This window comes from Larkinella knui, from assembly GCF_003858645.1.
Classification (GTDB): domain Bacteria; phylum Bacteroidota; class Bacteroidia; order Cytophagales; family Spirosomataceae; genus Larkinella; species Larkinella knui.
The window spans coordinates 793,475-815,573 of the sequence record NZ_RQJP01000004.1; the positions used below are offsets into that span (position 1 = coordinate 793,475).

Consider the following 22,099-nt stretch of genomic DNA (forward strand, 5'->3'; position numbering starts at 1 on the left):
TTGGCTGACCGTTAAAAGTTTACGTTTAAACCGATCATGTAGATTCTGGCCGACGGGTACGTTCCCCAGTCGATGCCCACCGCCACATCGCCCTTGAACGGCTCGTTGTTGACGTTATTGCTGGTTTGCATTTCGGGGTCCAGACCGGGGTATTTTGTGAACGTCAGCAGGTTCTGGCCGCTCACGTAAACCCGGGCGCTGGATGAGCCAAACCGCTTGCTCACCTTTTGCGGGAGTGTATAGCCGATTTGCAGATTCTTCAGCCGGGTGTAGGCGCCGTCTTCCAGAAAGCGCGTCGACGGCTGCTTGTTGTTGGCCGACCCTTTCCACGAAACCCGGGGCTGGGTGTTGCTCGTCCCCGGCCCGGTCCAGTGGTCATCGACAACGCGCTGGGTGATGTTGAACGCCCGGTAAAACCCTTCGATGTCGGTAGCCACCTGGTAATAAATTTTGTTGCCCGAAACGCCCTGAAAGAAAGCCGAGAGGTCGAACCCTTTCCACGCCAGATTGGCCGTCAGGCCGTAAAGCAGCGTTGGAATCGGGCTGCCGACGTGGGTGCGGTCTTTGTCGTTGATCAGACCATCGCCGTTGACGTCTTTGAACTTCACGTCGCCGGGGCGGATCGTATTGCCCTGAAAAGCGCTGGTGAAAATATCGGCCTCCGACTGAAAAATACCGTCCTGTTGCAACAGGTAAAACGAGCCGATGGGATAGCCCGGTTCGGTCAGGGTAGCATACACGCCGTTGTCGATCCGCCCGCCCGGAACCGGTCGGCCATCGCTCAACGACAGGACTTTGTTTTTGATGAATGACGCATTGGCCGTAAAGTCGTAGCTAAAAGCGCCTTTTTTGTCCCGGTAGATCAGGTCCAGCTCAATGCCCCGGTTTTCCACTTTTCCGGCATTGACATACGGCGCACCCGCGGCCCCGCCCGACTTCGGAACCGGCACCGGAATCAGCATATCCGAGGTGGTTTTGATGAAATAGTCGGCCGTCAACTGGATTTTATTGTCCAGAAAACCGGTTTCCAGCCCAATATCGGTTTGCGTCGCCGACTCCCATTTTACGTTCGTATTGCCGCGACTGACGATGGTATAGCCCGGAACATTTTGCTGCGGATCGCCCAGTGGATAGTTGTAACCGCCCCCAACGATGGACGCAAACGGATAATTTCCGATGTCCTGATTGCCCAATTGCCCGACGCTGGCCCGGATTTTCAACTGTGAAATCACGTTGGCCAGCGGTTTGAAAAACGCTTCCTGATCGATGTTCCAGCCCGCCGAACCGGAGAAAAACGTTCCGTAGCGGTTTTGTTGCGAAAACCGGGAGGAGCCGTCGCGCCGGATGTTGGCCGAGAATAAATACTTGCTGTTGTACGTGTAATTGACCCGCCCGAACAGCGAGAACAACGCCCAGCGCGAGTCGCCTTCAAAGCTGGTTTTTCCCGTCGGATCAATACCACGACCGAGGTAGCGCAGGTTTTCGACCTGATCGATGTAATTCCGGTCAGAACCGCCAATGGTCCGGTTCACGTTGTGAATCGCTTCCGTGCCCGCCAGTACCGACAGTTCGTGAACGTCGTTCAGTACGCGGCTGTAGGTCAGCGTGTTGTTCCAGTTCAGGGTGCTGATCAGCCCCACCTGATTGACCAGCGTGGCCGGGCTGTTGATGCGTCCGTTGGTGCCCCAGTTTTCGTTGAAAATTTTGTGGTTGATGATGTTGATATCCATCCCGCCGTCTGAGCGAAACCGCAGATTTTTGACGATCTGCCATTCCGCAAACAGATTGCCGAATACCCGGTATTGCCGTTCTTTGTTGTCCTGTTTATTGGCCAGACCCACCGGATTGTAGCCGTCGCCGTACAGGCCGGGGTTGGACGGTAAGTCGACGTAATTGCCGTTCTGGTCGTAAATAGGCACGGCGGGCGAATGGAAGAGCGCATACCGCACGACACTTCCGCCATTGCCGCCGTAGCCATCGCCCGAACTGCCCACAATGTCGCGGTCGGAGAAGGTCAGGTTCAGATTGGTACCAACTTTCACTTTCCCGGCAATGTCGGTATCGACGCTGGTGCGCAACCCGTACCGTTTGTAGCCGGAATTGAGGATGATGCCTTTCTGATCGAAATAATTGCCCGACAGCAGGTAATGCGATTTTTCATTTCCGCCACTAATCGACAACTGGTAATTCTGGATCATGGCCGGACGGAAAATGGCCTTCTGCCAATCGGTGTCCGCCAGTTGCGCATCCGCCGGAATCGACTTCCGCTGCAAACTCGGATTATCGACGCCGACGTTGTCATTGACGACTGACTCGTTAAAAATCCGGACGTAATCCGCCGTGTTCGCCATCGGAATCAGGTGGCCGTGTTGCTGAACGCCCGTGTAACTGTTGAAAGCAATGCGTGGCGCTCCGTTTTTGCCGCGTTTGGTCGTAACCACGATCACGCCATTGGCGGCCCGTGCGCCATAAATCGCTGAGGATGAGGCATCTTTCAGAACCGACATGCTTTCAATATCCGTGGGGTTCAGGACGTTGAAGGCATCTTTGGTCGGCACACCGTCGATCACAAACAGCGGACTGTTGTCGTTGATGGTCCCGACACCCCGAATCCGGACGGCCACGCCCTCGCCGGGTGCGCCGGTCGATTGCGTCACGCGTACGCCCGCGGCTTTGCCCTGCAACGCCTGATCGATGCCCGAAACCGGCAACCGGCTAATGTCTTTGGACGAAATGGTCGAAACCGCTCCCGTCAGATCGGCTTTTTTCTGGGTGCCGTAGCCCACTACCACCACTTCCGACAGCGTTTTGTCGTCTACCGCCAGCGTAACGTTGATCGTGGAACGGTTTCCGATCACGACTTCCTGTGTGAGATACCCGATGAATGAAAACTGAAGCGTACCGCCGTTGTCGGGCACGTTGATGCGGTATTTTCCGTCGCCGTCGGTCGTGCTGCCGGTGGTGGTGCCTTTCAAAACCACGTTGACGGCGGGCATGGGCTGGTTTTTCTCATCAACGACCTGGCCCGAAATGGTTTTGTCAATGGCTTGTGGTTCAGAGGCTTCGGTTGAAAGTTGTTCCGGGCGATTGAGGGCGGAGTTGGCACTGCCGGATTTTACGCCTTCGGGTTCCGGTAATTTCTTTTTGAGCACGATCATCCGGTTTCCTACCACTTCGTAGCGGATGCTGATCGGATCGAGCAGTGTGCTCAGGATGGTTCCCAGCCGTTCGTTCCGAACGTTCAGGCTCACCCGGCGGTCGGCGCGGATGATTTCGTAGCTGTAGGCGAACGTCACATCGGCCGCCCGTTCCACCTGCTGGAGCACGGTTTCAATAGGCTGGTTTGAAACCGTCAGGCTGATCGATCGTTTGAGCGGATTTTCTCCGTGGGTGGGTCGGGCCAGCAAACTGCCGGCAAAACCGGTCAGCAGGAGGACCACCACCAGCCCGGTTTTTACCCACCGTTCGGGTAATCCGCAGAAAAGAAGTACGGTTTTTTTCATGATATTCAGTAACGTGTTGTTGAGTCTTCGTCCCATTTTACTGGCAGCCACTTCCGGGTCGTATTCGGATTGTTCCGTCGTCGGTCAAGTCGTAACTGGAGCCGGTACTGGCCGTAATGACATCGAGTTTTTCAAAGAGCGATTGATCGTCAAGTTGGGCCGTGAGTGTGCAATGCGTCACGGCACCGGCATCGTACACCACGCGAATGCCGTAGGTTTGTTCGAGGGTATGAAAGACCTGAACCAGGGGTGTGCGCCGGAACGAAAACCGGCTTTTCAACAAGCTGGCAGCGGTTCGTTCCTGATTTTCGACTTCTTCTTTTTCGGGCCGAACGTCGCCCTGCCGGTACGTCGCCTGTTGATTGGCCGTCAGCAAAACCGTCGATTTGGTCGTCGGAGCGGATTTATTTGGGCTGGGATAAACCGCCACCCGCCCGGTTCGGACCACCACGCGGGTAGCCGCGCCTTTCGCCGGGGCATAAATGGTAAAGCTGGTGCCAACCACGCGGGTAGTCAGCGAATTGGCGTAGACAAGAAAGGGCTTTTGCGGGTTTTTCGTCACCTCGAAAAAAGCCGTGCCGCTCAAATGGACTTCCCGGATTGTGGCGGCAAACGATTCCGGGAAACGAATTCTGGCCTGGGGTTGCAGCCGCACCATGCTGCCGTCGGAAAGCCGCACCAGCCGGGGTTGCGTTTTTTCATTCATGACTGAAAGCATCCGAATCGTGGGTTGCTGCGCCACGGGTTCTGCCCCGGAAACAGCACGATTGTAATTCCGCAGCAACCACGCTCCACCCAGCAAAGCGATTAACACAGACGCAGCTACAGCCGTCAATGCCCACCGGCGATTCCAGCGCGATTGGGGCAACGGAATTTCATTGGCATCATCGTTATCGACGGCGACAGCGGCCATCATCCGGCCGACATTGGTGGTAACGGACTGGTCGGACAGGGGCGGCAGATCGCCCTTCGCACTCAGCAGAAACTGGCGGGCCAGCTCGGCATTTTCCCGGTTTTCGGGGTTCCCGGCCACCCAGGCTTCCCAATACGCCGTGTCGGTTTCGGTCGGCCGGAACACCCAGCGTCGGAATGATTCATTTTCGATTAAATCCTGCGGTTGCACGTCGTCGGGTTTTAGCAGAAAAGGACGGCTGCGGGCCGCTTTCACGACGATGAGGGAGAAGGGAGGAAAAAGTAACCGTGGCTGGGTGAAATTTTTTCAGAAAAAAATGATAGAAAATCACAGAGCAAACTTAAGGGTTGATAATCAAATTGTTATCGTTAAAAAGAGCCTACAGAAGCGGGTGAACTCGGGTGATTGAATTAAAATAAAAGAGACGTAGCAAAAGCAACTTTTGATTGTATCAGCAATTAATATTGTTTTGCGGTTTATTTTAATCTTCCTCTTTATCACTCTGTTCCAACATCACATGCGTAACGTTTTATTTGCAGGTATTCTAGCTTGCTCATTTGGGTCGCTTCATGCCCAGGAAGTGAATTATGACGAGGTGTCGTTTACTCAATCGATTCCCGCCCTTTATCCATCCCTTCAGCAAAATATTTCGTTTGACGTTCGGGCATCCGTCACTGAACGCGTCAAAGATTCGTTTCTATCGGCGGACGAGTTGAACAAAATGAGAACCGTTTTCCAGTCGCCCATGCGGGTCAAGTTTGGTAAATTCTCGCAGGTGGACTCCACGGGTGATTTTCACGTCGTTGTGCTTATTCAGCGGTTCAAATGGGTTAAACCGGCAGCTTCTTCAATGCCCATGCAGATGTCGGCGCCAAAACCAACCGGTCTGGCCGCTAATGTGGCTTTACATACCCGCGTTTACGATAAATTTGGTACGTTACTCTACGATGAGTCCGAGAATTATCCGGAATTGAGTATTCCGGCCGAAAGCGATTGGGGAAGTGGTTACGACCGTAAAGACCCTAAAACCCGGACTCTGATTGCCACGCAGGAAGCTATCTCAGCTTCACTGCTGACGTTTGTAAACCAGATTTATGGCTTTACCCCCAAGCTGACTTCGAAACTGGCCTACCTTGACGGTGTTAAGAAAAAATCGGAATTGAAACAATTCGAGGACCAGGTTGAGCAACTTCGTACTCTGCTTCGCAAGGAGGGCAGCGCTCAATTTCTAACGGCCAGTGAAGCCTATCTTCCATTTTGGGAGAAAATGGCCAGCTACAAGGGCGAAGGGGAGGTGAATGAGGTGAAACGGGCCGCGCTACAAAACCTGTCACTGGTTAGCATTTTAAAAGGCGACTTTGAGAAAGCAGACGCTTACATTACCGCTTATAAGCCCATCGACAAACCCGTAAAGTCGCTGTTCGGTCTGATCAAAACCCGAAACAGTGACGATCTGGAATTGCTTCTATATATGATTCAGGCAAAACCGGAGAAAGAGATCAAACCCAGCTCCGATAAAGTGTTGACAATCAGCGACGTTTTAAAACTGAACGCCTACATGTCCATTGACGGAACCATTGTTCTGGAAGGCAAAAATGCCGGTACGTATCAAGGGATGTTTCAGGTTAAGCGCCCGGAACCGCAGCTTATCAATCAGGAATCCAACGGCAATATGCTGGATTTAGGTACGTTGGGAGCGGAAGATCTGCTCATTTCGATTCCGACAACTGATAAGTCGGGCAAAGCCCAGACATTAATTGTGCGCGGTTCGGTGGTAAAATCCTTGAAAGGCGCGGATGGAACGGATTACCAGGTGCGTAAATTCGGTACGGTGGGCTTCGCAAACGGTGCGATCTGGTATTTGCTCCGGGCTAACTACCAATCGCCGAAGGTGACAGTTTTTCAGTCAGTGTTACCGAATGCCAGCGAATATGTCGTTATGAAACCCGGCGACGAAAAAGGGGTTAAATCGTCTTATATCAACGCGCGTCGAAATATTCTTGATTACTTCAAAGACTGTAGTTCACTGGAAGAAAAATACAAAAAAGGCAATACGCCGTTCGACATTAAACAAGTCGCGCTGGATTATACGAATTGTCAGTAACGGTTCCAATCGAAGGATGCGCCATGTCAACTCATCCTTCGATTGGAAACTAAGATTAATCGTCCTCAAAACTCCTTCTCCCCAAATTCGCTGGCCGGCAGTCGGGCCTTCTTCGATGTCTGGTTGAAATTGTAGCTGAGGTTCAAAAGGAAAATATCGGTTTCCTGAATGTAGTTGGTGGTGGTGTAAAAGTCCCGGCCGAAAGTGGTGATTCGCTGGCGGTTGGAGCCCAGTAAACCCAAATCCACGTTTTGCCATTGAACCGTGGCCGTCAGTTTCCCGTTCAGGAATGTCTTTTTGGCGGATGCACCCGGAACAATGAACCGCGAGTCTTCGCCCTGGGCCGTCACCCGCTTCGAGAGGTAATTCAACGTGCCCTGAATCTGGAAACCGGGCGATAACCGGACGGTCGTATTGGCGTTGATGGAATACACCACACGCGACGTATTGACCAAAACCGCATTGTTAAACAGCGCCCCTTTGATCTGATACCGGTATACATTGCCGCCCGCATAAACCTGCCACGCTTTCGTGAGGTTCAGGGTGGTACCGGCTTCGAGTCCCCAGGACGTCGCCAGTCCGGCGTTGGTATAAATCCGGTTCAGAATCGTGTCGTTATACACGCTGTTGACGCGGTTGACCACATTTTTTATCCGCTGGTTATAGACCGTTACGAAGGCGTTTCCTTTTTCAAAATCTTTGATCAGCCCGATTTCCGAGAGGTCGATAAACTCGGGCAGGATGTTCGGATCGCCGGATTCGAGGGTTTCGGAGTGTTCCCGCTCCGGGAAGGGGTTCAGTTCATTGTTGGTCGAACGTTGCACCCGTTTGCTGTACCCGGCTTTGGCCCGCAGCGTTTTGCTGACCGGATACTGGAGATTCAGGGTCGGAAAAAGATTGGACAGATTCAGGTTGCGGGTTGCCTGGCTCCCGGCCGTGAAAGCACGCGTGGCGTATTCGTAGCGCAACCCGCCGATGTATTCGAGCTTGCCCGCCCGGGCCGAATACTGCCCGTACAGCGAGTGAATCTCATTCCGTACGTAAGTGGTGCTGCTGAACTGGGGAACCAGCCCGAATAAGCCGCTTTCCAGATTTTGATCGAGGTACTGAAAATTGCCTTTTTGAACCTGACGGCGGTATTGGTACCCGGTTTCCAGCTTGCCCTTGCCCACCGTGACGGCGTAGTCAGCCTTCAGCCGGTAAGCGTTCAGCGGGTTTTTGCTCGGGTTTCGGGTGTTTTGCAACACGGTTTGCCGGTCGGGCAACCGCAGATTCTGGTTGGTCGTCAAGCCGTCCAGATCGGCTTTTTCGAACAGCCCGGACAGGGTAAGCGCGGATTTGTTGGTAAAGGTGTGGATATAGTCGAGGTTTCCGAGGGTAATCGTACTGGATTTGCGGGCAATATTCGAGTTAAAATACGTGATCTGACCCATGACATCGCCCGTCACCAGATCCGTTTTGGTGTTGTTGTAAATCAGGTCGGCCCGGCGCGACTGGGAACGAAAACCGCTGTAAAAACCCGCAGAAAAAGAATGGGTTGCGTTGGGCGTGTAGGTCACCGACGCCCGGCCCGTGTAATTGTAGCGGATAAAGCTCCGTTCGCCCACCGAAGGAAAGGCCGTATACCGGTTCATGATGGTCGTATTGACGTCGCCTTCCCGCCGACCGGCAATGTCATTCCGGAAATAATTGGCACTCACCGTTACATCCCATTTGGCCGACTTTGCGCTAAAGGTGGCATCGGCGCCAAACCGGACCGGTTTATGAAGGTTGTCGTAGGTATAGAGCGAAGGCAAACCGCCCTGGATATTGGTTGAAAAAGCCCGCTGACCCGCCTGTGCGGTTTTGGTGGTAATGTTGATGATGCCGCCCTTGCCATCCGGATCATACCGGGCGGAAGGCGAGGTGATCACTTCCACATTCTCGATCGAATTGGCCGGTAGTTGATTCAATACCAGGGCCGGATCGGTCTGGACCGGTTTTCCGTTGACCAGCACCAGAAATCCCGACGAACCCCGCAGCGTAATACCGCCTTCACCATCGACCGTAACGGACGGCGTATTTTTCAGGACGTCGATGGCGGTTCCGCCCTGGCTGCCGATGAATTTATCCGCCCGATACACCTGCCGGTCAATTTTGTTGTCGACGGTTTGCCGCTCGCCCTGGACGTTGACTTGCTGAAGCGTCTGTGGATCAGCCAGTAGGGCAATGGTCTGAAGGGCGGGCGACTGACCCGGATTCAGCGCGGGGAGGCTGAATCGTTTTTTGCGATAGCCGATGTATTGGGCTTCAAGGTAGTACGACGCGGACGCAAGATTATCAAATTGGTAGTTTCCCGCGTCATTGGTCAGCGTGCCGGTAACCAGCGTCGAATCCTGGCTTTTATAGAGCGCGACCGGGCAGAACGGTAACGGGCGATGGGTCGCCTGATCCACGACAGTACCGGAAATCGTTATTCCATTTTGAGCCCGAACAGCGTCTACAGCCAGGAAAACGGCTAGCAGGGTTACAAAAAATTTCATCGGAAGTAGACCTTCGCCTGGTGAGTGAGTTAGGAATGGCAAAGTTATCTCCCAGTAAACTAGTGGGCTTTGTAGATTACAGCCATAAACTGGTACATTCAGGAAATTCCTTTCCGGTACACGCTGGGCAAAACACCGGTTTGGCGTTTGAAGAACTTGTTGAAGTGCGAAGGGTCCGCAAACCCGAGCTCGTAGGCAATCTCCTTCAGGTTTTGAAACGAGTACAAAAGCATTTTTTTCGACTCCGTGGTCAGCCGCTCGCTGATGATTTCGCCCGCCGTTCGGTCGACGGTTTTGCGGCAGGTCGTATTGAGCGTTTTGGCAGTAGTGTTCAACTGCCGGGCGTAGTCGCCCACTTCGTGATTGGTTTTGAATTGCGCATCGACGAGGGAAAAGAAATCTTTCAGCAAGCCCGGCAACACGGGTCTGTCGTCCGATTTTACTTCTCTTTTCAGCAAATTGAGCAACAATTGAATATAGGTCTGAATAATGGCCTGGTAGTTACGGTTCCGCTGTTCGTATTCGGTTTCCATATTCCTGAACAGGTCAAGGATGGTTTGGTGGATGTGAGCCAGTTCAAAACCGCTCGGAAAAGCCAGCGGAAAAGTCTGAAACAGGGCTTCATAAAAAGGATGATCCAGCAAAAAATCCTTTTGCACCATCACCACATAGCCTTTCGGAATTTCGGTCAATTCCCAGCTGTGAATCTGACCGGGCATCACCAGATAAAGGCTATGCGGTTTTACCGGAAACCGGTTAAAATCGATCTGGTGCGTACCCGCACCGGCTTGCAGATAAATAATTTCAAGGTAGTCTTTGTGTCCATGCGGATGGGTGGTTTTGATCACCTCCTTCATCCGTTTAATCCTAAATAACTCACTCTCATTCAGCTTATTCTTGATTAAAATCTGCATGCGTTACTGGAAGTATGAAGAGACCGGGATTCGATTGAACGAATTTATTAAAAAATAACCGGAGTAGCCTACCATTCACGGCTGGTTTTATTCTATTTTCGGGAACCCGGTTCCGCCACCTTTCCACCCGAACAAACCGCTAAAACTGATGAAATTCACAACCTTGATTTTGGTCCTGGCCGCTACGACAACGGCGCTGATGGCCGGGGTTTTTTATGCATTTTCCTGCTCGGTCAATCCGGGATTGGGCCGCCAATCCGATACCGCCTATATTTCAGCCTTTCAATCCATCAACCGGGCCATTCAGAATCCGGTGTTTTTTGTCGTCTTTATGGGTGCTCCGCTGTTGCTGCTGCTCAGCACCTGGCTACACTACCGGCAGCCCACGTCGTTGCGTTTCTGGTTTTTGCTGGCAGCTTCTGCGGTGTATTTCGCCGGCGGATTGGGCGTAACGGTTTTTGGCAATATACCGCTCAATGAACAACTCGATTCGTTTAACCTGCTGTCGGCTTCTGCCGACGAAATCGCCCGGCAGCGGGCCCGGTTTGAAGGCCCCTGGAACCGGCTGAACACCATTCGGACGCTGGCCTGCACGCTGGCCGTTGTCCTGCTGATCATGGCCTGCCTGAGTCCTGATGAAAAGTGATGGCGCAATCAGGCACATTCGACGGGGTTGAAAAAGCATAAAACTTACTGGAACCACCAGGCCGCCACCAGCCCGATCAAGCCGCCGAGCAGCACATTCCGGCAGTATTTCCGCAGGGTTAGCAGCGCGTGCTGGAGATAATTGGCGACAACCTGCCGATTTAAGCCCATGACGGACGCAATTTCTTCGTAGGAAAGTTCTTCGTAATACCGCAAATAAATGGCTTCACGCTGCCGCCGGGGCAGGCGGTCTAATGATTGTTTGAGGAGATCGTTCTGAACCTGTTCGTCTTCACTGGCCAGAAACAGACTTTCGGGATTGAAAACCGGGTCTGCTGATTCGCCCGATTCGTCAAAGGTCGTAAACAACTGGTCGCGTCGGTTTCGGTGCAGAATGTTGTGGCGAATGGCCGTGAACAGATAGGCTTTTACCGACGTCACATCGGTTAGCGCCTGTTTTTTTTCCCAGATAGCCAGAAATAAATCCTGAATACAATCTTCAATCAGGGCATGGTTGACCGTAAACCGGGTACAATAATGGAATAACGGACGGTAATGCCGGGTAGCCAGCGCTTCCAGCGCGGCCTTATCGCCCAGCCGAATCGCCTGCCAATAAGTCTCGTCTGTGTGCGTGAAGCGATCTTCCAACGTAAGTAGTACTGCCGTATTTTAATAGAACGTATTATCACTACAAAATTCTATTAAAATAGTTTTAATAATTTGCACATAACGTGGAAGAGTTGCACCATTTTCGGCTGGCCGGTTGCCAATGAATAAGAAACATCATCAACCTCTGGGTGAACGTTGCCGCGAATCCCCATAAAATTGACCAATTATTTTTATTGGCCCGTTTATTCAGGATATTTGCCCCGGCGAACGACCACCGTTATCTTCCGTTATGCTTGACGAAAATACCGTCCGAAATCTCCTCTGGCTACTCCTTCTGCTGCCCTTTCTGAGCGGCAGTATCAGCCTGTTGGCGGGTCGGCGAATCAACGGCTGGGTCGGTTCCGTTGCTGCCCTGCTGACGTTGGCGGGGCTGGGTTTGTCGGTCTTTGTGGCCCTGCAAACCGGCACCGATGTTCTGACCCTCCAGACCAACTGGCTCGTTATTCCCAGCCGCTCCGTGGCCATTACCTTCCGCATCGATGCCCTCACGCTGCTGATGCTGACGGTCGTGCATTTCATTGCCCTGCTGGTTCAGGTATACTCCATTTCGTATCTGCACGACGAACGCGCCCGATACCGGTATTTCGGTTTTCTGAGCCTGTTCATCGGTTCCATGCTCGGTATCGTGCTGGCCGGAAACCTCATCGTGCTCTACGCCTTCTGGGAACTGGTCGGGCTCTGTTCCTATTTGCTCATTGGTTTCTGGTTCCGAAAACCGGCAGCGGCCCGGGCGGCTAAAAAGGCCTTTATCATGAACCGGATCGGCGACGCCGGTTTCCTGCTCGGTATTTTTCTGCTGCTTTTTCAGTCGGGCACCACCGAACTGGCCGAACTCCCGGACCTGTTCGTTTCCGACGGTCGGCTAGCCACGCTAACCGGCCTTTGCCTGTTTTGCGGCTGCATCGGAAAGTCGGCCCAGTTTCCGCTCACCACCTGGCTCCCCGACGCGATGGAGGGCCCAACGCCGGTTTCGGCCCTGATCCATGCCGCCACCATGGTAGCGGCCGGTATTTTTCTGCTGGCCCGCATCCATTTTTTGCTGACGCCCGACGCGCTTTTGCTCATTACCGGTATTGGCACGATCACCATGCTGATGGCAGCTTATTCGGCTCTTTATCAAACCGATATTAAAAAAGTACTGGCCTATTCCACCGTCTCACAACTCGGCCTGATGGTGGTCGGGATGGGAACCGGTACGGTCAATGGTGCCCTTTTTCACCTGACCACCCACGCATTCTTCAAAGCCGGGCTGTTTCTGGCAGCCGGGTCGGTCATTCACGGCGTTCATACGCAGGACATGCGGCAGATGGGCGGTTTGCGAAAAGCGATGCCAATTACCTTCATCGGCTGGGCGGTTTGCGCGGCTGCGCTGGCCGGAATACCGCTTTTTTCCGGTTTTCTGTCGAAAGAAACGATTTTAACCGGTGCATTCGGCTGGGCCGGGCAACAAGGCGGTTTAGCCTATCTGGTTCCCGTTCTGGCGGTTCTGTCTTCCGGATTAACCGCCTGTTACATGGCCCGCCAGGGGCGGCTGGTATTTTTCGGCACAAATCGCGCTCCCGAAACTTCGGCGGTATCCGTTCACGAATCCGGCCCTCTGCTCACCGGGCCGGTTGTGATGCTGGCGGTTTTGTCAATCGGTTTTGTTTTTGCCGGGAACCCGTTTTCGGCGGAACACAGCTGGTTTTTTCGGCTATTTCCGGCAGTAGGAGCGGGCGATGAACATCTGTGGATTGCGGTTTTGTCGGTAAGCGTGGTTGCCGTTGGTCTGTGGCTCGGCTGGCGAATGCCGGTTTTGACCGAATCGACGACCATGAGCCGCTTATCGGAACACAACTGGTACCTCGACGGTATCTACAATCGGCTGATTGTTCGCCCGTTTCTGCGGCTAGCTTATCTTTCCTACGGTTTCGACCACAGTGTTATTGACAGGCTGGTCGATTTGGTGGCAATTGGCAACGTCGTGCTGGCACACATGATCAGCTGGATCGATCGTACGCTGGTTGACGGGCTGGTCAATGGGGCGTCGTGGCTGGCACACCGGTTGGGAAACCTGACGCGATCCGTGCAAAACGGCCGGGTGCAGTCGTACATTGCCAGTGCCGTCGTGGGTTTATTACTAATTCTTTGGTTTTTGATCTAGTCGGTCTCCGAACGTTGCGGCTACCGGCACCATACTATGCTGTCATCACTCATCTTTATTCCCTTGCTCGGTTCACTGCTGGTAATTCTTTTACCCGACAGTCTGAAAAATAGTTACAAGTGGATCACCCTGGCGGTTTGCAGCCTTGAACTGCTGGTTTGCGGAGCCATTTACGTTGCTTTCGACCCAACGCAGGCCGATTACCAACTCCTTGAACGCGCCGACTGGATCAGCCTGACGCTGGGCTCACTCGGGGTGGTTTCGATTGATTATCTCGTCGGAATCGACGGCATAAGCTTGCCGCTGGTTTTGCTGACGGGTGTTGTGATGCTCGTCGGTGCGATCTCCTCCTGGACCATCGACAAGCGGTTGAAGGCCTACTACGCCCTGTATTTACTCCTGACCGCAACCATCATCGGCTGTTTTATCGCGCTCGATTTCTTCCTGTTTTTCCTCTTTTTCGAATTTATGCTGCTTCCGATGTATTTTCTCATCGGTTTGTGGGGTGGTCCGCGCCGGGAATATGCTTCCATTAAATTTTTCCTTTACACGCTGGCGGGTTCAGTTTTGATTCTGCTGGTTATGATCAGCCTGTATATATCGGTCATGGACCCCGTCGAAACGGCGATGAACATCGGCCTGATCAGCGACCGGTCCGAGGCCACCGACGACCTCATCCGGCAGGTTCAGTTTCTACTGGCCGACTTTAAAATCCAGCCGCAGCAACTGGTTCATACCTTCGATTTGCGGTATATGAGCCACGGTGGGAATTACCTGCCCAACTCGTTTCTGTCGCCAACCGGCGAAATTGTCGTACTCGGTATCCCGTCGCGCATGCTGGCTTTTCTGTGTGTTTTTCTGGGATTTGCCGTCAAACTGCCGGTCGTTCCGTTCCACACGTGGTTGCCCGATGCGCACGTTGAAGCGCCAACGCCGGTTTCGGTGGTGCTGGCGGGGGTTCTGCTAAAAATCGGCGGGTACGGTTTTCTGCGAATCGGCTGGGGACTTTTTCCCGACGGTGCGGCCGAATACGCCCTGTTGCTGGCCGGTTTGGGCGTCATTTCGATTGTCTACGGCGGTTTCAACGCCCTGGCGCAGAGTGATCTCAAGAAAATGATTGCTTACTCGTCCGTGTCACACATGGGTTTTGTGCTGTTGGGCATTGCGTCGCTGACCGCCGAAGGCATCAACGGCGCGGTGTATCAGATGGCGAGTCACGGCGTCTTGTCGGCCATGCTGTTTCTACTCACGGGCGTTATCTACGACCGCACCCACGACCGGCGCATCGACAATTATCGGGGGCTGGCCAGCGCCATGCCGGGCTACACTGCCCTGACCGCCATTGCCTTCTTTGCTTCGCTGGGCCTGCCCGGTTTTTCGGGATTCATCGGCGAATTATTCACACTAATGGGCAGTTTTCAATCCCTCTGGCTGCCCGGCTGGATGACGGCCATTGCCACATTGGGCATTATTCTGGCGGCTGCGTATTTTTTGTGGACGTTGCAGCGGATGTTTTTCGGGCCACTCTGGTCGCGCACCGAAACCGCCGGGCAACTCACCGACCTCGACGCCCGCGAACGGCTTATGCTGATTCCACTGGCGGCTCTGGCTTTGCTGCTGGGTTTATTTCCGAATGTTTTGTTCAATCTGACCAACTCGACCGTTGCGCAGTGGATTCAGCGATTCAGTGTAGAATAAGTGGGATTCTGTGGATAAAAGTTTGTATCATTACTAGTTCTAAATCCGCACTCTTCAGGGGTTTAACATGTTGTACTGACAAACTCACCACGGGCTACAACCCATTCTACGTAAAACTATGTTTCTGCTTATTCTTGGCCTGTTAGCCCTTATTACGGGCTTCGCCGTCAATACCCCTTCGCTCACGTTTGCCCGTTTTTCTAGGCCGCTCAAAGTCGTCGGAATTATTTTAATCCTGATTGGTTTTCTTTCATCATCGGTTCGCCAGATCGACGCCGGAACGGTGGGTGTCCAGAGTTTGTTCGGCAGCGTTCAGGAGCGCGTACTGGAAAGCGGTCTGAGTTTTGTCAATCCGCTGGTTTCGATCACCGAATTCGACATCAAAACGCAGAATTATACCATGTCGGCCGTGCATGATGAAGGCAACAACGAGGGCGACGATGCCATTCGGGTGCTGGCCGCCGATGGGCTCGAAGTCGTCATCGACCTGACGGTTCTCTACCGGGTTATTCCGTCCGAGTCGCCCCAGATTTACCGCAGCATCGGTACGGATTATTCGAATAAAGTGGTTCGGCCCATCACCCGAACCCGAATCCGGGATAATGCTGTCTATTATGACGCCGTGGCCCTGTATTCCACCAAACGGGACGAATTCCAGACCCGGATTTACAAAACCATCGAAGCGGATTTTCGGAAACGAGGTTTGTTACTGGAACAATTATTGATCCGAAACATTAATCTGCCTGCATCGGTGAAAACGACCATCGAATCGAAGATCAATGCCGAGCAGGATGCGCAGAAAATGCAGTTTGTCCTGCAAAAAGAACGGCAGGAAGCCGAACGGAAACGCGTTGAAGCACAGGGTATTGCAGATTATCAGAAGATCCTGTCGACGGGCCTGTCCGACCGGCAGTTGCAATACGAACAGATCAAGGCCCAACGTGAACTGGCCGCTTCACCCAACGCCAAAATTGTCATCATGGGCGGTCGGGGTAATGTGCCGTTGATTTTGAATGATAAGTAAACCGGTTGCGGGCCGAAACCAATAGTCCATTCTAAACCCGACGCAGTAGTATATACGGTCTTCTAATCTAACTAGTATGCAATCATCTTCTACGGCTGCTTCAGAGCCTGCACTCGCCCAACCCGCGCCCGTCCGACGTCTGATGTCTCTGGATGCCCTGCGGGGTTTCGACATGTTCTGGATTGCCGGAGGAGAAGAGCTATTTCACGTACTGGCCAAAACCACCGGCTGGGCCTGGGCCATCTTCATGGCCGATCAGTTCACCCACGTTGAATGGAACGGTTTCCGGCCCTACGACTGCATTTTTCCCTTGTTTCTGTTCATGGCGGGGGTTTCCACGCCCTTCGCCGTTGGCGGCCGACTCGAACGGGGTGTTTCGAAAGGCGAACTGGCCCGGAAAATGATCACGCGCGGCCTGATTCTGGTGGTGCTCGGGATTATTTATAACAACGGATTGTTCACCAAACCCATTAGCGACATGCGGTTTCCGAGCGTACTGGCCCGCATTGGTCTGGCCGGTATGTGTGCGCAATTGATCTACCTGTATTTCCCGAATCCGAAAGTGCAGTACGCCTGGTTTGCCGGTTTATTGCTGGGCTACTGGGCCGCGATGAAACTTATTCCGGTGCCGGGTTGCGGAGCGGGCATCTTAACGCTGGATTGCAGCCTGGCCGGGTACATCGACCGATCGGTGCTGCCGGGTCGGCTGTACCTGAAAGTTCATGATCCGGAAGGGTTGTTTTCGACCATCCCCGCCATTGCAACGGCTTTGCTCGGTATTTTCTCCGGGCAGTTGCTCCGCAGCGACGGACGATCCGCCCACCGCGACCAGAAAACCCTGTGGCTGGTGTTGGGCGGTATTTCCTGCCTGGTGCTCGGCTACAGCTGGGGGCTGGTTTTTCCGATCAACAAAAACCTGTGGACCAGTTCGTTCGCCCTGGTGGCTGGTGGCTGGAGCATCCTGATGCTGGCCCTTTTTTACTGGATTATTGACGTGAAGAAAATAAGCGGCTGGGCGTTTTTCTTCACCGTAATCGGCATGAATTCCATCCTGATTTACATCGCCGGGGAGTTCATCGATTTCGAATATGCCGCCAAATTCTTCTTCGAAGGTATTCTCAGCTTCTTCTCCGAACCCATCCGGGCGACGGGCGCCGTCGTGGCGCTTCTGGCCGTCAAATGGGCGTTTCTGTATTTCTTGTATAAGAAGAAGGTGTTCTTACGGGTGTGAGGTTGTTTCGCGGAGTTGAGCGGAGTTAAAAAGAGTTAAGCGGAGTTTAAAAAAGCTCCGCTTAACTCCCTTTTTCCTCTGCTTAACTCCGCGAGACAACTCTTTTTTACTTCTTTTCCAGCAACCCCATCGCCTTCAGCCAGCCTTCACAGGCGACAGGCCAGTTTTCGATGGAGCCTTTGCCCTGTACGCGGAGCGCGTAGCCGTGGCCGCCTTTCGGATAAAGGTGCATTTCGGCCGGGACGTTGGCTTTGGTCAGTGCCAGGTAGTAGTCGATGCTGTTCTCAACCGGTACACCTTTGTCATCCTGCGCGTGTACTAAAAACGTCGGCGGTGTTTTTCCGTCAACCTGCAATTCGTTGGAATAATAGGCAATCTGCTCCGGACTGGCATTTTTGCCGAGCAGATTATCCCGCGAACCCCCGTGGGCTTTCGCGCCAAACGTCACCACCGGATACATCAGAATGGCAAAATTCGGCTTGGCGTCTTCGCTAGCGGTTGCGCCCCGGTGGTAATGCGTCGACAAGGTCGAGGCCAGGTGTCCACCCGCCGAAAAACCGATCACGCCCAGCCGGTCGGTATTTACGTTCCATTTGGCGGCATTCTGGCGAATCAGCTTCATGGCCTGCATGGCGTCGGCCAGCGGCACTTCGTGTTTATTGGTTTCGATCCGGTCGTCGGGCAGGCGGTGTTTCAGTACAAAAGCCGCAATACCGCGTTCGTTGAACCATTTTGCCATTTCTTCGCCTTCGTGGCCATACGCCAGCAAACCGTATCCTCCGCCGGGAATAACCATGATAGCCGCGCCGGTTGCCTTGTCTTTGGGCGGCAGAAAAGCCGTCAGCGTCGGGATTTTGACGTTACTGATTCGCAAAATACCGTCTTTGCCCAGCTCCGATTTTTCCTGAACAGCCTCGTTCGGAATGGCATTTGGGATTTGATTTTTGGGCCAGAGATCAACAGTTTCCGGTTTTTGTGCCATAGCGGAGGTGGCCAGCAAGAGCGTCGCCGAGAGGAATGTGAGCGTAAAATTCATAACAGGTTCAGGAAAAATTGGTACCGAAATCGGCAAGCGGTTTTGTTATTTTTTCTCGAAAGTAGCGACTTTCCCCTTCAAATACCCAATCACAACCTCCAGCCCTTTCTGGTAGTGCAGGTTGTTGGGAATGACAATGTCCGCCATGGCTTTGTGGGGTTTGATGAATTCCTGGTAAGTCGGGCGAACGTGGTAGTCCCACTGGTGTTTGATCATCTCGGGCGTCAACGCGCGTTCGGCCTGATCGCGCACCATCCGCCGTTCGTACTTAATCTTGTTTTTGGCGTCGATAAATACCTTCAGATCAAGCTGTTCGGCCACTTCATCGAAGTGAAAAGCGAAGATGCCTTCCACCACAATGATGGGCGTTGGCCTGAAAACCAGCTTTTGGGGAATCACATTGGGATTATTGAATGTGTATTCCATCGTTTCGACCACCTGTCCTTCGTGGAGTTGCCGAATGTGCCACGCGAACCGGAGGTGGTCGATCGTCTGCGGCAAATCGAAATTGTGAACCCCAATGTCGTCGCGCGGAATCTGATCCAGTGGTTTGTAATAATTATCCTGTGAAATCAGGCAAATTTCGTCTTCCGAAAACGCGGAAATCAGTCCTTTCAAAAACGATGTCTTTCCGGATGCGCTCCCGCCCGTGATCCCGACAATGTATGGTTTGGTGGTCATTTTGCAAAAATAAAACGTTGCAGCCACAATTACCGCACGACGGCCAATTTCCCGGCCATTCCTTCTTTGCCGTCAGCGGTGATGGCGAAAACAAAGTAGACGCCGGTTTCGGCCGAACGCCCCCGGTAGTCGCGCAAATTCCAGGTGGCCGTTCCGCCCTGCGAGCGGGTTTCGTAGACGAGCTGACCGCCCGCATCCATAATTTTAACGACGGTGTTCTCAACCAGCCCCCGAATGCTGACCAACCCGCCAAAATCGGGACGAACCGGGTTGGGGAAAATGGTTATTCCGGCGAAAACCGGGGCTGGCTCGCTGGCCGTTCCGCCGTACGAAACCAGGCCGTTGGGCGTGGCGATGAATACGTCACCACTTGCGGGTTCAATCGCGAGGTCAGTAATCTGCGATGACGGTAAAGGGCTGTTGTCGGCGGTAAACGCGTTGAGTAAAACCGTACCGTCTTCGTTGAAAAGATAAAGTCCGTTGCCCGTTCCGATCCACTTCCGGTTGCCACCGTCGACGGCCAGCGCCGTCACCGATTCGCCACTCAACAACCGCCGACGGTCGAAAACGGGCCGGTAGGCGTTGACTGTCGCCGTAAAAACCGCCGAAGGATTATCAAAAACCGCCACGCCATTGTCGGTTCCGATCCAGATCAGCCCGTCGCGGTCTTTCACCAGCGACCGAACGTTCCGGTCCGGCAAACTCCCCTCGCCCGACTGGTCGGATAAAAGCCGCGTCCGCTTCGTGGCAGGATCGAAAACCTGCATGCCACCGCCGTTGTAAGTGCTCAGCCGCATCCACAAAAAACCGTTGTCGTCGATGATCAGTTGCTGAATATCACCGCGGCTGGGGGTGAACGACTCGAACTGCCCGTTTTTTCGCCGGACCTGAATCGTGGCTCTGCCGAAATCCAGCGTGGGTGTGGCCAGCCAGACGTCGCCGTTCGGATCGACGGCCAGGCTGCTGATGGTCGTAAAAACCCGGTTTACGACTTCCGCCGGATTCGGGTTGGTAGTCGACCACAATCCGCCACCAAAGCTACCCAGATACGTCCGCTGATCGACCGGATTGTAAGCCGCCGTGACAAAATCGGTGGGCAGGGCGGGAGTGAGGAAGTTCTGCCAGCGGCCAGCCTGAAACTGATCGAATCCGCGTCGGCGACGCAGCGGTTTTAAATCGTCCGTAAAACCGCCCGGCAACGCCAGAATCCGGGCCGACGGGCTGGAAACCAACCGCTGAAAAACATCCGACGCGGGGCCATCGGGGCTAACCGCCTGCACGGCCGTTCCGGTAATTCGCAGCAAACCCGACAACGAATCGGCCACCCAGAAGCTCCCGGCGGCTTCGGTAATTTCTTTGGGTTCGCCCAGTAAGGCATTTTGCATCAAAACGCCCGACACCCGCTGAAGTTCGTCGGGGGCCGTAGCGATCCATTCCGTAGCGGTTGACAACAGTCCGGTGATGGTTGGCAGGGGTTTGATCACGGTCCAGCGTCCGCCCTGCCGCTCGGCCACGCCCTGACCCGGCAGGGCCGCATAGAGCCGGTTAGTGACGCCTACCACCGACTTGACGGATGTTCCCGGTGGGAGCGATACAGTTTTCCAACTGCCAAAAAACGCCAGATTGACCGTTGGTGCAAAGCGGGCGGCCAGGAGTCCGCGCGAGGTGGACGCATAGATGGAATCATTCGCCAGCGCCGTGGCATACACCGTTACGGGTGTTCCGCCGGGGCCAATGTTGCGGTAGGTATCGCGGACTTCGGCCCGGGCAACATCGAGCACCACAATGCCGAAATCGCAGGCCAGATAGGCATCATTGCCGGCGCGGGTCAGTTGATTGATGCGTTTGCTGCCCTGAATTTGCGCAGCATCACGTATAAGGGTAATCGTGGTGAGGTTGCCAGGTTCGCCGGTATCGGTCACGGCCAGCAAGTCGATGGTGCCGCTGCGGTAGCCAATCAGCAACCGTTTTTGATCGGCTAAATAAAACAACTGGCTGATGCCGGATTCGCTAAAACCGTCGTCGCGGCTCAGGCGTGTGGCTTCGTTAGCCGCCGGATCGTAGTAGAAAAAACCGTTCTCCGACGCGCAGTAAATTTTATTCTGAACCGCGGCCAGGGTCTGGGCAGAAAGGAAGCTGGGATGCGTTAGCCAGGTGCCGGGCTGCGCAACTAAGTTAAGAGTGAAGAGTGATGCGTGAAGAGTTAAAAATAAAAGACAGCAACGTTTATTACCAAAAAAAGCCTGGTAGATCCGCTCCCGCATCCTAAACCCATAACCCATAACGCTTTACCGCACGGGCGGCCCCGTCTTAACTCTTAATTCATCACTGCTATCTTCATACACCCACTCTTTGCTAACTACCTGATTACCCAGATTATAACACCGGCGGCAGCGGGCTTCGTAGCTGTCGGTTTCGCCGAGTAAGACCTTTTCTTTGGATTTGCTCAGGCGGTAGGAATAACTGGCGATATCGCCACAAACGACACAAATGGCGTGAACTTTCGTGACATATTCGGCAATGGCCATCAACTGCGGCATGCAGCCGAACGGTTTGCCCTCGAAATCCATGTCCAGCCCGGCCAGAATGACCCGTTTGCCTTCGTCGGCCAGCTTGTTACAGACCTGAACGAGTTCTTTGTCGTCGAAAAACTGCGCTTCGTCGATGCCGACCACCTCACTGTCGCCGGCCTGCGCCAGAATCTCGTGCGCCGACTGGACGGGTTGTGAGCGAATGGCATTGGCGTTGTGCGAAACGATGTTTTCTTCGTGGTACCGCGTATCGATCAACGGCTTGAAAATGACGACTTTGAGCCGGGCAATTACGGCCCGGTTGATACGCCGGATCAATTCTTCGGTTTTTCCGGAAAACATGGAGCCGCAAATCACTTCAATCCAACCCGTGCGAAGGTGGGGCGGTTCACGCCGGCGGTTTGGTTCAATAAACATACATTCGTAGCGTTGAATAGGATGAATTTACGAATTATCCCCGACCAAAGCGTCGGTCAGGGCTAATT

Annotated in this window: 15 protein-coding genes; 6 read left to right on the forward strand and 9 right to left on the reverse strand. The window is 53.6% G+C overall.

Annotated features, from left to right (window positions below; genetic code table 11):
* Positions 1 to 11 precede the first annotated feature (11 nt).
* Positions 12 to 3,503: a TonB-dependent receptor gene (locus tag EHT87_RS21695; protein WP_185716311.1), complete on the reverse strand. Its 3,492-nt coding sequence runs from the start codon at positions 3,501 to 3,503 to the stop codon at positions 12 to 14.
* Positions 3,504 to 3,540: 37 nt separating this feature from the next.
* Positions 3,541 to 4,671, reverse strand: a complete 1,131-nt coding sequence (locus tag EHT87_RS21700; protein ID WP_124908745.1) for a FecR family protein — start codon at positions 4,669 to 4,671, stop codon at positions 3,541 to 3,543.
* Between the two features lie 262 nt (positions 4,672 to 4,933).
* Here EHT87_RS21700 and EHT87_RS21705 point away from each other — a divergent pair, with 262 nt between their 5' ends.
* Positions 4,934 to 6,520 (forward strand): hypothetical protein, encoded by a 1,587-nt coding sequence (locus tag EHT87_RS21705; protein WP_124908746.1) that lies wholly within the window; start codon positions 4,934 to 4,936, stop codon positions 6,518 to 6,520.
* Positions 6,521 to 6,585: 65 nt separating this feature from the next.
* Here EHT87_RS21705 and EHT87_RS21710 read toward each other — a convergent pair whose 3' ends face one another.
* A complete protein-coding gene (locus tag EHT87_RS21710) occupies positions 6,586 to 9,042 on the reverse strand; it encodes a TonB-dependent receptor domain-containing protein (RefSeq protein ID WP_124908747.1) in 2,457 nt (818 codons plus the stop codon).
* A 98-nt stretch (positions 9,043 to 9,140) separates the two neighbouring features.
* Positions 9,141 to 9,956 (reverse strand): helix-turn-helix domain-containing protein, encoded by an 816-nt coding sequence (locus tag EHT87_RS21715; protein WP_124908748.1) that lies wholly within the window; start codon positions 9,954 to 9,956, stop codon positions 9,141 to 9,143.
* A gap of 148 nt (positions 9,957 to 10,104) precedes the next feature.
* Between EHT87_RS21715 and EHT87_RS21720 the strand changes: the two genes are divergently transcribed.
* Positions 10,105 to 10,602, forward strand: coding sequence for an anthrone oxygenase family protein (locus tag EHT87_RS21720; protein ID WP_124908749.1), 498 nt, complete (start codon positions 10,105 to 10,107; stop codon positions 10,600 to 10,602).
* A gap of 44 nt (positions 10,603 to 10,646) precedes the next feature.
* Here EHT87_RS21720 and EHT87_RS21725 read toward each other — a convergent pair whose 3' ends face one another.
* Positions 10,647 to 11,249, reverse strand: coding sequence for an RNA polymerase sigma factor (locus EHT87_RS21725; protein ID WP_124908750.1), 603 nt, complete (start codon positions 11,247 to 11,249; stop codon positions 10,647 to 10,649).
* A 250-nt stretch (positions 11,250 to 11,499) separates the two neighbouring features.
* On the opposite strand from EHT87_RS21725, the gene nuoL reads away from it, so the two are divergent.
* From nuoL to EHT87_RS21745, 4 genes are all read left to right on the forward strand, one after another.
* A complete protein-coding gene (gene nuoL / locus EHT87_RS21730; protein ID WP_124908751.1) occupies positions 11,500 to 13,413 on the forward strand; it encodes an NADH-quinone oxidoreductase subunit L in 1,914 nt (637 codons plus the stop codon).
* A 36-nt stretch (positions 13,414 to 13,449) separates the two neighbouring features.
* Positions 13,450 to 15,111, forward strand: a complete 1,662-nt coding sequence (locus EHT87_RS21735; protein WP_124908752.1) for a complex I subunit 4 family protein — start codon at positions 13,450 to 13,452, stop codon at positions 15,109 to 15,111.
* A 118-nt stretch (positions 15,112 to 15,229) separates the two neighbouring features.
* Positions 15,230 to 16,135, forward strand: a complete 906-nt coding sequence (locus EHT87_RS21740; RefSeq protein ID WP_124908753.1) for a prohibitin family protein — start codon at positions 15,230 to 15,232, stop codon at positions 16,133 to 16,135.
* A gap of 76 nt (positions 16,136 to 16,211) precedes the next feature.
* Positions 16,212 to 17,366: an acyltransferase family protein gene (locus tag EHT87_RS21745; RefSeq protein ID WP_124908754.1), complete on the forward strand. Its 1,155-nt coding sequence runs from the start codon at positions 16,212 to 16,214 to the stop codon at positions 17,364 to 17,366.
* A 106-nt stretch (positions 17,367 to 17,472) separates the two neighbouring features.
* Here EHT87_RS21745 and EHT87_RS21750 read toward each other — a convergent pair whose 3' ends face one another.
* The 4 genes from EHT87_RS21750 to EHT87_RS21765 are packed head-to-tail and all read right to left on the reverse strand — an operon-like array spanning position 17,473 to position 22,031.
* Positions 17,473 to 18,402 (reverse strand): alpha/beta hydrolase, encoded by a 930-nt coding sequence (locus EHT87_RS21750; RefSeq protein ID WP_124908755.1) that lies wholly within the window; start codon positions 18,400 to 18,402, stop codon positions 17,473 to 17,475.
* 45 nt (positions 18,403 to 18,447) lie between these two features.
* On the reverse strand, positions 18,448 to 19,083 hold the full coding sequence (locus EHT87_RS21755) for a uridine kinase family protein (RefSeq protein WP_124908756.1): 636 nt from the start codon (positions 19,081 to 19,083) through the stop codon (positions 18,448 to 18,450).
* A gap of 29 nt (positions 19,084 to 19,112) precedes the next feature.
* Positions 19,113 to 21,365, reverse strand: coding sequence for a type IX secretion system anionic LPS delivery protein PorZ (porZ, locus tag EHT87_RS21760; protein WP_124908757.1), 2,253 nt, complete (start codon positions 21,363 to 21,365; stop codon positions 19,113 to 19,115).
* A gap of 6 nt (positions 21,366 to 21,371) precedes the next feature.
* Positions 21,372 to 22,031, reverse strand: a complete 660-nt coding sequence (locus EHT87_RS21765) for a thymidine kinase (RefSeq protein WP_124908758.1) — start codon at positions 22,029 to 22,031, stop codon at positions 21,372 to 21,374.
* Positions 22,032 to 22,099: the final 68 nt, after the last annotated feature.